The following is a 12027-nucleotide window of genomic DNA, read 5'->3' as shown; positions in this document are numbered from 1 at the left end:
CTATTCCAGCGCTTCGGCCATCCCCTGGTCTTCGCCCAGGAACCCTCCGCTCTGGTGCTGCCACAGTCGCGCATAGGTGCCGTTTCTGGCGAGCAGTTCGGCATGGGTGCCTTGTTCGATGATCCGCCCCTCATCCATGACGATCAGCCGGTCCATGGCCGCGATGGTCGAGAGGCGGTGGGCGATGGCGATGACGGTCTTGTCCTGCATCATTTCGTCCAGGCTTTCCTGGATCGCCACTTCGACCTCGGAGTCGAGTGCACTGGTGGCCTCATCGAGCAACAGGATCGGTGCGTTCTTGAGCATCACCCGGGCGATGGCGATGCGCTGGCGCTGGCCGCCGGACAACTTGATGCCGCGCTCGCCGACCAGGGTGTCGTAGCCGCTGTGGCCTTGACGGTCGTTCAACTGGCTGATGAAACCATCGGCCTGGGCCTTCAATGCCGCGCTGCGGATCTGCTCCTCGGTCGCCTCGGGGCGGCCATAGGCGATGTTGTCGCGGATCGAGCGGTGTAGCAGCGAGGTGTCCTGGGTGACCATGCCGATGGCACTGCGCAGGCTGTCCTGGGTGACCTTGGCAATGTCCTGTCCGTCGATGCGAATGACGCCGCTGTCGACATCATAGAAACGCAGCAGCAAGTTGATCAGCGTGGACTTGCCGGCACCGGACCGACCCACCAGGCCGACCTTTTCGCCTGGGCGAATCGTCAGGCTCAGGCCGTCGAGCACTTGGCGCTCGCCGTTGTAGTTGAAACTCACGTTATCGAAGGTCACTGCGCCGCCCTGGGTCAGCAGGGTGCCGGCATTCGGCGCGTCCTGGACCTTGGGACCGCGGGTGAGGGTGGCCATGCCGTCCTGCACGGTACCGATGTTCTCGAACAGAGAGGTCATCTGCCACATGATCCAGTGCGACATGCCGTTGATGCGCAAGGCCATGGCGCTGACTGCAGCCACCGCACCGGTACCGACTTCGCCTTGTTGCCACAGCCACAGGGCATAGCCGCCTGAGCTGAGGATCAAGATGACCAGCAGTATCTGGTTGACGATTTCGAACTGGCTGACCAGGCGCATCTGGCGGAAGCCTGTCTGCTTGAAATCTTCCATCGCCGCACGGGCGAAGTGCGCCTCACGCTTGGAGTGGGAAAACAGCTTGACCGTGGTGATGTTGGTGTAGGCGTCCGAGACGCGGCCGGTCATCGACGAGCGAGCGTTCGCCTGTTCCTGTCCGACCTTGCCAAGGCGCGGCACGAAGTAGGCCATGGCGAGCCCGAACAAGGCCATCCAGGCAATGAACGGCAGCATCAGCTTCAGGGCGAACGCGCCTGCCAGGGCCACGATGGCGATGAAATACACGCCAATCCCAGGCACGATCTCGATCACCGTGAACAGCACTTCACGCACCGCAAGGGCCGTCTGCATCACCTTGGTGGTGACCCGGCCGGAGAATTCGTCGGAGAAGAACGACAGGCTTTGCCGCAGCATCAGGCGGTGGAAATCCCAGCGCAGGCGCAACGGCAGGTTGATCGCCAAGACTTGATGCTGGACCATCGTCCGCAGCGCGACCAGCGCGATGCTGGCTATCAGGACGATGGCAATGCCCCACAACATGCTCTGCACATGACCATCGCTGACACTCCCTGCCTTCCAGGCGGAGATCAGGTCGACGATCTGGCCGAGAAAGGAAAATAGCCAGGCTTCATAAATGGAGACAGCGGCACCAAGGAGCGAAAGCGCCAGTACGTATCCACGCGCACCGCGGGTGCAGGCCCAGAGAAAACGCAGCAGGCCGACCGGTGGCGGCGGCAACTCGTCGGGTGGGAAGGGGTCGAGGCGGCGTTCGAACACACGCAGCATGGGAGTCTCCTGAAGTGCCAAGTCAGGAGATTCTGCCATCCAATCACCGTCTTGAGGGCAAACGATTGCTTTATTGCATCGCTGCGCCCTTGGCCTGCACGGTTCGCCCATGGGTGCCGTACAGGGTCAGCCCGGTGAATGCCAGACCACCGACCAGGTTGCCCAGCACGGTCGGAATCTCGTTCCACATCAGGTAATCCATGATCGAGAAGCCGCCGCCCATGATCATCGCCGATGGGAACAGGAACATGTTGACCACCGAGTGCTCGAAGCCCATGAAGAAAAACAGCATGATTGGCATCCACATGGCGATCACCTTGCCGCTGACCGACGTCGAGATCATCGCCCCGACCACGCCCATCGACACCATCCAGTTGCACAACACACCGCGCAGGAAGATCGTCAGCCAGCCGGCCAGGCCATACTTCTCGTACCCCAAGGTCCGTGCTTCGCCGATGCTGGCGATCTTTTCTCCGACCGCGCCGGGAGAAGCGTTGAAGCCGTACGTGAAGACGAACGCCATCATCAATGCAACGGTCAGCGCCCCGGCGAAGTTGCCGACGAACACCAGCCCCCAGTTACGCAGGATACCGCGCACCGTCACGCCAGGGCGTTTGTCGAGCAGCGCCAGTGGCGTGAGCATGAAAACCCCGGTGAGCAGGTCGAAGCCCATCAGGTACAGCATCGAGAAGCCTACGGGGAACAAAACCGCGCCGAGCAGCGGCGAGCCGGTCTGCACGGCGATGGTGACGGCGAACACCGCTGCCAGCGCAAGGATCGCGCCGGCCATGTAGCCGCGGATCAAGGTGTCGCGCGTGGACATATGGATCTTCGATGCACCGGCATCGACCATCTTGGTCACGAACTCGCTGGGTAACAGATAAGACATGGGCGTATTCCTCGACACGAAGCGGTGGTCGGCATCCCCGGTGGAGATGCCGGGAGTCAGCAGCCTTTACCAGGAGCGGTAGGGCAGGAACTTGCCATTGAGGGTGAGTTGCACCCGGTCCCCTTTGGGATCTTCGATCTTCTCGACGTGCATGGAAAAGTCGATCGCGCTCATGATGCCGTCGCCGAACTTTTCCTGGATCACGTCCTTGAGCGTCGGGCCATAGACACCGACGACCTCGTATAGGCGATAGATCAGTGGATCCTGTGGAATGGCCTGGTCCCAGGCCTTGACCGGGAACACTGTCAGGGTCTGGGCAACGGTGTCGTCGAGGTCGAGCACTTCGCACAGGTGTGCGGCGACCTCCTGCGGGGCACTGTTCATGCCGTAGCAGACTGAGGCCAGCCACACCGGCGCTTTCCCCACGGCTGCACTGAGATCGTCCCAGGTCAGGCCCTTACGCGCTTTAGCAGCCATGATCAGGTGGTGCATTTCGGCTTTGGTCATTGTTTGTCTCTCTCGGTGCGTTGCGGATGGGAGGTTCCTATAGCCCTATAGCGAGAGACGTGCCAATTACCGAATTATCCATAACCTTTTGATTAAAAAGAGAATTCCTATTGCTCGCGGGCAAGTTGGTTGACGATTTTTCGTGAATGACGAAATATCGGAGTGCGATTTACGATTTTTCGTTAAATGTCCCTTAGAGATTTCGCGTATGCCAGCGCCCTTGGCTCAAGACACCTGCGCCGACGCACCTTTCGCCATGCTCCTGGTGGACCCGGTGCAGGATCGGATCGTGCAGGCCAACCCGGTGGCACTTCAATTGCTCGGCTGTGGGTCCGAATCCTCGGATGAGTTGACCTTCAGCCGTTTCGTACGGGGTGCCATCTCACTCTGGGTAAGTTTCAGCGACGAGGTCCTGACCCAAGGCGAAGCCTGGTCCGACGATCTGGCGCTGGTCGATCTGCACCATCGTCAGCATGCGGTGGAGATCATCGCCCGCGCCACCCAGGGCAACCGCATACTGATGATGATCCAACGCCGTGACCTGCTCGAACAGCGCCGTAACCGTGCCGAAGCGCGCCGTCAGCATCGCCTGGGCCACGTCGGTTGGGAGCGCATAGGCCAGGTGTTCGAGCGTATCCAGCAGCAGAACCGCTTGATTCTCGGCGCAGTCGGCGAGGGCATCTATGGCCTGGACACCCGTGGCCAGACCACCTTCATCAATCCCGCCGCCGAGCGCATCCTGGGCTGGAGCGCCGCCGACATGATCGGCCAGGACGCTCACCTGCTGTTTCACCACAGTCACCGCGATGGCAGTGCCTTCGAGGTCGACCAGTGCCCGATCCATGCTTCGTTCACCGATGGTCAGGTCCACCGCGTGGACCAGGAAGTGTTCTGGCACAAGAACGGCGAACCGATTGCGGTCGAGTACACCAGCACGCCGATCTTCGAGATGGGGCGACTGGTCGGCGCCGTGGTGCTGTTTCGTGACATCCGCGAACGCCAGCGCACCGAAGCGCGGCTTCGCGAAGCATTGAGCGAGGTGGAGCAGTTGCAGCGTCGACTGGAAATGGAGAACCAGTACCTGCAGGAAGAACTCAACGCCCACGCCAATCACCACGAGATCGTCGGCAAGAGCCCGGCGGTGAAGCATCTGATCCAGCAGATCGAGCTGGTGGCCGCCACCGATGCCAACGTGCTGGTGACCGGCGAGTCCGGCACCGGCAAGGAACTGGTCGCCCGCGCCATCCATGCCAGCAGCCGACGTGCGGAACGGCCGCTGATCCGGGTCAACTGTGCGGCGGTGCCCCGTGAATTGTTCGAGAGCGAGTTCTTCGGGCACCTCAAAGGGGCGTTCACCGGAGCCGTCAGTAACCGGGTGGGGCGGTTCGAGCTGGCCGATGGCGGTACCTTGTTTCTAGACGAGGTCGGCGAAATACCACTGGAGCTGCAGAGCAAACTGCTGCGAGTGCTGCAGGACCGCCAGTTCGAGGCGGTGGGCGACAACCGCACCAAAGCGGTCGATGTGCGGGTGATCGCTGCCACCAATCGTGATTTGCGGACCATGGTGGCGCAGGGCACCTTCCGCGAGGACCTGTACTTCCGCCTGAACGTGTTTCCGATCCGGTCGGTGCCGCTTCGCGAGCGAGTCGAGGATATCCCGCTACTGGCCAGCCATTTCCTCAAGCGGGCCAGCCAGGCATTCAACAAGCCCGACGTACGCCTGCCTTTGACGCAGGTGGAGCTGCTCAAACAGTACGCTTGGCCCGGCAATATTCGTGAACTGCAGAACGTCATCGAGCGTCAGACCATCGTCGCCCGGGACGGGCGCCTCCGATTCGATGATGTGCTGGCAGCGGCCAGCCAAGCGCCGCAGGTCGGCAGTCAGCCTTGGGACGCGGATGCCGAGCCTACCGCGGATGAGGACTGGCAACGGCAGATGAAGCAGAATGTGATTGCCGTGCTCATACGCACGGCCGGCAAGGTATCCGGGGAGGGCGGTGCGGCCCGGTTGCTGGGGCTCAAGCCAACTACACTGGCTTCGCGGCTGAAGAAATGGGGCATCGACCCGAGGCAATACAAGATGAAATAGCCAGCTGAAGCAGGCCTGTTTTCGAGGATGCCCGCCAGACAGCGGGCCATGTGAGCATCCCCGCCAGTTGAAGGAACCGAAATACCATGCACCGCGACTCCCCGGATCATCCGGAACAGGCCTTTCCGACCACCGCCGCCGAGCGCTTGCAGCTGGCGCTCGACGCCGGTGCCATCATTGGCACCTGGGTCTGGGACATTCCCATTAATCGCGTGACCGCCGACGAGCGCTTTTCACGCTCTTTCGACCTGCCTGCCGACAAGTGCCTGGCTGGCATTGCGATCGAGGAGGCTTTCGCTTCGATCCACGCCGACGATCGCGAGCGGGTCATGGCAGACATCCAGGCCACCATGGCCCAAGGCGGTGCTTTTCGTTGCGAATATCGCGTGCGCCAGGCCGATGGCAGTTATCGCTGGGTCGAGGCCAATGGCCGCGCCGAAATGGACGCCAGCGGGACGGCGGTGCGGTTTCCGGGCGTACTCATGGATATCGAGTCGCGCCGCGCCGCCGAAGCCGAGCGCGACCGCATGTCGGCGTTGTTGCATACCTTCACCGCTGCTGTGCCGGGCGTGGTCTATGCCAAGGACCGCGACGGCCGGATGCTGGTGGCCAATCACGGCGCCACGTTGCTGATCGGCAAGCCGCCGTCGTTCTATCTTGGCAAGACCGACCTGGAGTTCCTGGAAGACAAGGACCAGGCCCGCCAGGTGATGGAGACCGATCAAAGGGTCATGCGCGGAGGTAAGACCGTACAGATCGAGGAGCGGGTGGACATGCCCGATGGCTCGGCGACCTACTGGCTGTCGATCAAGGCGCCACTGCTCAACGACGCCGGAGAGGTCACCGGTCTGATCGGGTCGTCCATCGACGTGACGGCCCGCAGGCAGGCCGAGGCGCAGTTGCTGGAGCTGAACCGCACGCTGGAGGCCCGGGTCAACCAGGCCGTGGCCGAACGCGAGGCCGCCCAGGCAGCGCTGCGTCAGTCGCAGAAGATGGAAGCGGTCGGCCAGTTGACCGGCGGCATCGCCCATGATTTCAACAACTTGCTGGCGGGCATCACCGGCAGCCTGGACTTGATCATGTTGCGCTTGGGGCAAGGCCGTATCGCCGACGTCGAGCGCTACCTGGCGGTGGCCCGTGGCGCGGCGCAGCGAGCGGCATCCTTGACGCACCGGCTGCTGGCATTCTCGAGGCGCCAGACGTTGCAACCGGTACTGACCGATGTGAATGCGCTGGTGCGCGACATGGAAGAGCTGATCAGCCGTACCGTCGGACCCTCGATCAACCTCAGCGTGGCTCTGGAAGCCGCCGCGAGCACATGTCTGGTCGACCCGGCACAGGTCGAGAATGCCCTGCTGAACCTGTGCATCAATGCACGTGATGCTCTGCCCAATGGCGGCTCCATCGCGGTCTGCACCTACAACCAGGCACTGGAGTCAGGCCCTCAGCTCGACCCCGAGCTGATGCCCGGGACTTACCTGACCATCTGCGTGGCCGACGATGGCATCGGCATGGATGGCGAAACCTTGGCCAAGGCCTTCGAACCTTTCTTTACGACCAAGCCGGTCGGCGCCGGTACGGGCTTGGGACTATCGATGATCTACGGGTTCGCCAAGCAGTCCGGCGGACAGGTGAGGATCGAATCCCGCGAAGGCCGAGGTACCCGTGTGTACCTGCAGTTGCCCAGCCACGTCGGCCAGGCCGAGGCGCCTCACCTGGCACATGCCCCTGATGAGCGGCCCTTGGCGTTGCCGGATGAGACCGTTCTGGTCGTCGATGACGAGCCGTCGGTGAGGCTGTTCGTGAGCGAGGTACTGGGCAGCTACGGCTATGTGGTGATCGAGGCGGCCGACAGCCTGGCGGGCCTGCAACTGCTGCGTTCGGACACCCGTATCGATCTGTTGGTGACCGATATCGGTCTGCCAGGGGGGATCGACGGATGGCAAATGGCCGAGACAGGGCGCGAAACCCGGCCAGGGCTACCGGTGCTGTTCATCTCCGGGTATGCCCAGCCCCACCTATTGGACAGTACCCCTAGCGATCCATTGAGTGCTGTGCTGACCAAGCCATTTGCCCTGGAAGCGCTGACGCTCAGCGTGGAGGGATTGCTGCGTAGGCCAGGGAACCGCGAGACCGTGAAGTAGCCGCTTCGTTGGCAGCTACCCACGGCGTTCAGGCTCACTGGCCTGCGCTATCGCTCCAACGTTGCATCAAGGTGTTGGACGGCAAGCCCTCGTCCAGCAGCTTGCGTGCCGTCGCCACGCCCGCCACCGGCAGCCCCTCGGGATCGAGCAGGCCGATCTGCACCAGCACGCTGGCCTGATCCCAGTAGATATGCTCGTGATAGAGCTTGTCGCCGCGGAACTTGACCACCCCGATCATCGGGATCTCCACGGGCTTGCCGGTGGGGGCGACGTTGGGCAGCAGCCAGTCGATCTCGGTGGTGTGGGTGAAGCACAGGATGAACTCATCGACGATCTGCAGTGCGCCAATGGTGCGTGAGATCGGGATCAGCTTCATGTCCGGCGGGTTGCCGTGGACGAAGTGGTGCTGGTAGAAGCGGCTCAATTCTTCGGCGCCGACGCCTCCGGTCATGGTCGGGATGTGGTTGACGTAGGGTTGCGCGACCATCGTCGCCATGGTCGCGGGCACGTCGCGGGTATCGAACTCGTGCTTGATGTGTTCTTCCCACAGGGCCGAGAGATTGAAGTTCGGGCCGATTTCCCGCTTGAGTGCGGCGATGCTGCGTTCGTGGGCCATCAGCGAGGCCGACTTGTCGAAGTGTTCGCTGCCGGCACGGGCGAAGGCGTGGTCGGCGCCCGGGTAGAGGTACAGCTCGACCTTGTCGTTGCTGGCCAGGTGCTCGGTCAGTTGAGCCCGTGCCGAGGCATCGCAGTAGGCGTCGTTCTCGGCCATGTGCAACACGAAACGCCCCTTGAGGCGTTCCGCCTCGTGCAGCAAGTGTTCGATGCCCATGCCGTAATAGCCCACCGAACAGGCGGCTTGGGTGCGAGTAGCGGTCAGCCAGGCGAGTTTACCGCCCATGCAGAAGCCGACATAGCCCTGGCGTTCGCCTTGGACTTCTGGCAGCGCACGCAGGGCGGCGAAGCTGGCGTCGATATCCTGCACGGCGAGATCGACGTCCAGGCGTTGGAACAGGTCGATGGCCGTCTTGAATTCCGCCTCGGTGTAGCCCAGTTCAAGGCCGGGTTGCAGGCGCCAGAACAGGTCGGGCACCAGTGCCACGTAGCCTTCCTCGGCGTAGAAGTCGGCCACTGCGCGCATGTTGGCATTGACCCCGAAGATTTCCTGGCCGATTACCACGCCAGGGCCCTTGCCGCTGGCCGGCACCGCGAGATAACCGCTGAAGGTTGCGCTGCTGTCCGGTGCCTGTATCTGAATCGTCCTGCCCATTGCTGCTACCTCATCGATTGTAAGAATTATTGGCTGTCGCGGTATTGTTCGAACCACACCCGTGGAGACACGCCCCGGTCGGGCCCGAGGATGGAGAAACCGCCATCCACTGGCACGTCGATGCCGGTCATCCAACTGGCCCCCGGGGAGCACAGGAAAGCCACCACACTGCCGACCTCCTCGCCACGGCCGACCCGGCCCAACGGGTGGAAGGGCGCGCCGACCCGATCGGCTAGAATGGGGTCGTTGCCGCTGAACGTTGCCACGCTGGGCGACCAGGTCCAGGCCGGCGACACGCTGAGCACGCGAATGCCGCTTGGCGCCAGTGCCACCGCGAGGTTCTTGGTCAATTGCAGGATGCCCGCCTTGGACGCAGGGTACAGGGCGCGTCCGGCGGCGCCAAACTTGCCGCCAGTGCTGCCGATGTTGACCACCACGCCGTCGGCCGGCAAGAGCGGCGCCACCTGCTGGGTGAAGATGGCTGCCGACACCAGGTTCACGTTCAGCGTCTGCAGCCACTGCGCGCGGGTCGAAGCCAGACCCTGGTCGGCGTATAGACAGGCGTTGTTGACCAGGATATCGACACGACCGAAGCGTGTCAGGGTCGCTTCGATGCAGCGCTGGATGTCCTCGTCGCGCTCTACGTCGCACACGCTGAACGCACAGTGCTCGCCCATCGCGTCGGCCAATGCCTGGCCATTGGCGGCGTTGCGTCCCACCAGCATGACCTGCGCGCCAGCCGCCAGCAGCTGCTGCGCGATATCCAGTCCGAGCCCCTGGGTACTGCCGGTGACGATCGCCACCTTGCCTTCGAGCCTCATGCGGCATCCTCCCATTGCAAGGCCTGGTCGACGTCGCAGATACGTGCGATCAACGCCATGCTGGCCAGCGAAGCGGTGTGAGCGTCGGCATCGGCGCAGGCGCAGGCATCGGCGGCCACGGTGACCTCGAAGCCGCAGTCCACTGCATGGCGCACTGTGCTTTCCACCACCGAGTGAGTGGCAACCCCGGCGATCAGCAGGCGCTGGGCGCGGAACTTGTGCACCAGCTGCTCCAGCGGCGAGCCGTAGAAGGCATTGATACGCTGGTGGGTGACGCTCAACTCGTCACTATTGGCCAGCGGCGCCAGGTCGCTGAAGAACTCGGCGCCCCAGCTGCCTTCCTGCACCGCGCCGATGGCTGCCACACTGCGCAGGATAGGCGCGTTCTGCAGCAAGTCGGCGTAATCGGGGCGAAATGCCACCCGCACATGGATGATTGACCAGTTGCGCGCCCGGGCGCCATCGAGCAGGCGCCTGGCGGCGTCCAGCAGGGTGACACGCGCGCTGTCCTCAGCGCCCAGGCCGACGCGGATCTTGCCGTCCGGGTGCAGTACATCGTTCTGGTAATGCAGGGCAATGACCACGGGCGCAGGCATCAGACGAACACCTCGAGGTTGGCGAACACGTCGTTGCAGTTGATCAGGTCTACCCGCTTGAGCTGGATCTTCCAGCCGCCGCCGTCCTGAGCCGCCAGCTTGTAGGTGTAACGCCCGGCTAATTGACGCTGCTGCAGGCGCCACTCGCTGACCTGGAACGTCGCGCTGACCACCAGCAAGCCCTGGGCATCCAGACCTTCGACCATCACATTGCCGACCAGGTGCGCAGTCTGGGTTTGCGGCTGCTGGGACCAGTTACGGGCGTTCTCCACCCGGCGAATGCGCACCTCGCGCAGCATGCGGTTCTCCCAGAACAGCGAGATGTGGTCGAACGGGTTGTCCTGCCCGTGCTGTTGCGGCACCCAGTACATGCCGCTGTCGGTGAACAATTGGTCCCATTCCCAGAAGCGCCGCTCATCGAGCAGGCGTGCCTCGCGGTAGAGAAACTGCTCCAGCTGGCGCAGGGTTTCGCCCGGCACGTTGGCCGGGGTGAGCGAGCGGGTGTCGACGTCGATCTGGCGGTCAAGCAGCATGGGTACTCTCCTTGGCGATCAGGGTGGCGGTCATGAAGTGCTTCCAGGCCGCGAACTGGTTGCGCATCGGCAGCTCGCTGGTGCCATTGGACGAGACGGCGCCGTCTTCCAGGACCAGGTCGGTGCCGACGTAGCGGTGCATGCTGATCCAGTCGCCGCCGCGGGTCATGTTGCCCTCCTGGCAACGGGCATAGACCTCCACGTCGTCGGGCATCACGTTGGAGGACGGGGAATTGATCACGTTGGCGTAGGTCAGGGCACGGTCGAATACCGCATCCGGAGCGCCCTTGCAGCGGAAGGTCTGGATCTCGACCAGGGTCTGGTCCACTGCGATCGGGCGGATCACGCGAAACTGCATGAATACCGTGTGCGGCGAACCGCTGCCGTAGATCACCGTGTTATGGCGGTTCATCCCAAGAATCTCGCGGGCGCGGCCCTCGCCGTAGGCTTGGCTGAGGCATTCGAAATGTGCGCGGGACACGTCATCACGCTCGGCCGCTGCCGGATCGAAGATCGCTTCCATGTAGCCGTGGCCATTGTGGTAGGCCCGCAGTTCGAGCTTCTCCCAGAAGTCGTAGGGCTCGCCGTTGCCGTCCATGATCAACAGTTCGAACGGCATTTCGCCTAGCGCCTGGGCTTCTTCGCGGGCGGCATCGACCGACGATTCGTGGGTGACGCGGGCATGCATGGTGTCGTGCAAGTTTTCGTAGAACACCTTCCAGTTGGAGCGCTGCTGGACCCGGAAGATGCCGCCGGCCACTTCCACTTCGCCGACCGGCGAACGGTCGCAGAGGTTGTCGATGGAGGTGATTACACCGCCCAAGAACTGCTTGAGATCCGGGCCATGGGCGGCTTGGCTGGCGAACACGAAGCCACGGTAGCTCTCCACCCGTGCCAGGCTCACCATCGAGAAGTCGGCATGCTTGGGGTCGTAGCAGGTGCCTTCGAAACCGCTTTTCAGCGGCGCCGACAGGTGCTGACCGTCGAGTTTGAAGGTCCAGGCATGGTACGGGCAGCGAAAGAACTTGCCGACGCTGCCGTCACCGTCGGCCACTAGCTTGGCGCCTTTGTGCGGGCAGCGGTTGTAGAGCACATTGATCTGGCGATCGACGCCACGAACCATGACCACGTCCTGGTCGCCGATGCGCGTGGTGTGGTAGTCGCCAGGCTGCTTGACCTGGCTTTCGTGACCGACGTAGATCCAGGCGTAGCCGTAGATTCGCTCCATCTCCAGCTTGAACAGGACCGGGTCGGTGTAGACGCTTTTATGCACGCTGTCCTCGCGGACCAAGGCAGCGATTTGCTCATTGGTAGGGATCACGGT

10 protein-coding genes are annotated in these 12027 nt (G+C 62.9%); 2 read left to right on the top strand and 8 right to left on the bottom strand.

Going from position 1 to position 12027, the window contains the following annotated elements; all coding sequences use genetic code 11:
* From KY379_RS15240 to cynS, 3 genes are all read right to left on the bottom strand, one after another.
* Positions 1-1854 (bottom strand): ABC transporter ATP-binding protein, encoded by a 1854-nt coding sequence (locus KY379_RS15240; RefSeq protein ID WP_133323920.1) that lies wholly within the window; start codon positions 1852-1854, stop codon positions 1-3.
* A gap of 70 nt (positions 1855-1924) precedes the next feature.
* Positions 1925-2743 (bottom strand): formate/nitrite transporter family protein, encoded by an 819-nt coding sequence (locus KY379_RS15235; protein ID WP_196174126.1) that lies wholly within the window; start codon positions 2741-2743, stop codon positions 1925-1927.
* Between the two features lie 66 nt (positions 2744-2809).
* Entirely contained in the window at positions 2810-3250 is a 441-nt protein-coding gene (gene cynS / locus KY379_RS15230) for a cyanase (protein WP_196174128.1), read from the bottom strand.
* A 208-nt stretch (positions 3251-3458) separates the two neighbouring features.
* On the opposite strand from cynS, the gene KY379_RS15225 reads away from it, so the two are divergent.
* Both KY379_RS15225 and KY379_RS15220 read left to right on the top strand, forming a co-directional pair.
* Entirely contained in the window at positions 3459-5339 is a 1881-nt protein-coding gene (locus KY379_RS15225) for a sigma 54-interacting transcriptional regulator (RefSeq protein ID WP_133323923.1), read from the top strand.
* Between the two features lie 86 nt (positions 5340-5425).
* Positions 5426-7483 (top strand): PAS domain-containing sensor histidine kinase, encoded by a 2058-nt coding sequence (locus KY379_RS15220; protein ID WP_261240722.1) that lies wholly within the window; start codon positions 5426-5428, stop codon positions 7481-7483.
* A gap of 34 nt (positions 7484-7517) precedes the next feature.
* On the opposite strand, the gene KY379_RS15215 is transcribed toward KY379_RS15220, so the two are convergent.
* The 5 genes from KY379_RS15215 to KY379_RS15195 are packed head-to-tail and all read right to left on the bottom strand — an operon-like array spanning position 7518 to position 12024.
* Positions 7518-8753: a dienelactone hydrolase family protein gene (locus tag KY379_RS15215; RefSeq protein ID WP_261240723.1), complete on the bottom strand. Its 1236-nt coding sequence runs from the start codon at positions 8751-8753 to the stop codon at positions 7518-7520.
* Positions 8754-8779: 26 nt separating this feature from the next.
* Entirely contained in the window at positions 8780-9574 is a 795-nt protein-coding gene (locus tag KY379_RS15210; RefSeq protein ID WP_133323926.1) for an SDR family oxidoreductase, read from the bottom strand.
* Positions 9571-10170, bottom strand: coding sequence for a cysteine hydrolase family protein (locus KY379_RS15205; RefSeq protein WP_261240724.1), 600 nt, complete (start codon positions 10168-10170; stop codon positions 9571-9573). Before KY379_RS15205 ends, KY379_RS15210 begins: the two co-directional genes overlap by 4 nt.
* Positions 10170-10703 carry an aromatic-ring-hydroxylating dioxygenase subunit beta gene (locus tag KY379_RS15200; RefSeq protein WP_261240725.1) on the bottom strand — a complete coding sequence of 178 codons (534 nt, stop codon included), beginning with the start codon at positions 10701-10703 and terminating at the stop codon, positions 10170-10172. Before KY379_RS15200 ends, KY379_RS15205 begins: the two co-directional genes overlap by 1 nt.
* A complete protein-coding gene (locus KY379_RS15195; RefSeq protein WP_261240726.1) occupies positions 10693-12024 on the bottom strand; it encodes an aromatic ring-hydroxylating dioxygenase subunit alpha in 1332 nt (443 codons plus the stop codon). Before KY379_RS15195 ends, KY379_RS15200 begins: the two co-directional genes overlap by 11 nt.
* Between the last annotated feature and the right edge of the window lie 3 nt (positions 12025-12027).

The organism is Pseudomonas sp. HD6422 (assembly GCF_025377065.1).
In the GTDB taxonomy this organism is placed as follows: Bacteria; Pseudomonadota; Gammaproteobacteria; order Pseudomonadales; family Pseudomonadaceae; genus Aquipseudomonas; species Aquipseudomonas putida_U.
This window is presented reverse-complemented; position numbering and strand designations above follow the sequence as displayed.

What these genes read in the sequence shown, in the direction of transcription:
- KY379_RS15200 (WP_261240725.1), bottom strand. Translation starts at nt 10,703, where the DNA reads ATGCTGCTTGACCGCCAGATCGACGTCGACACCCGCTCGCTCACCCCG.
- KY379_RS15235 (WP_196174126.1), bottom strand. Translation starts at nt 2,743, where the DNA reads ATGTCTTATCTGTTACCCAGCGAGTTCGTGACCAAGATGGTCGATGCC.
- KY379_RS15210 (WP_133323926.1), bottom strand. Translation starts at nt 9,574, where the DNA reads ATGAGGCTCGAAGGCAAGGTGGCGATCGTCACCGGCAGTACCCAGGGG.
- KY379_RS15240 (WP_133323920.1), bottom strand. Translation starts at nt 1,854, where the DNA reads ATGCTGCGTGTGTTCGAACGCCGCCTCGACCCCTTCCCACCCGACGAG.
- cynS (WP_196174128.1), bottom strand. Translation starts at nt 3,250, where the DNA reads ATGACCAAAGCCGAAATGCACCACCTGATCATGGCTGCTAAAGCGCGT.
- KY379_RS15205 (WP_261240724.1), bottom strand. Translation starts at nt 10,170, where the DNA reads ATGCCTGCGCCCGTGGTCATTGCCCTGCATTACCAGAACGATGTACTG.
- KY379_RS15220 (WP_261240722.1), top strand. Translation starts at nt 5,426, where the DNA reads ATGCACCGCGACTCCCCGGATCATCCGGAACAGGCCTTTCCGACCACC.
- KY379_RS15225 (WP_133323923.1), top strand. Translation starts at nt 3,459, where the DNA reads ATGCCAGCGCCCTTGGCTCAAGACACCTGCGCCGACGCACCTTTCGCC.
- KY379_RS15215 (WP_261240723.1), bottom strand. Translation starts at nt 8,753, where the DNA reads ATGGGCAGGACGATTCAGATACAGGCACCGGACAGCAGCGCAACCTTC.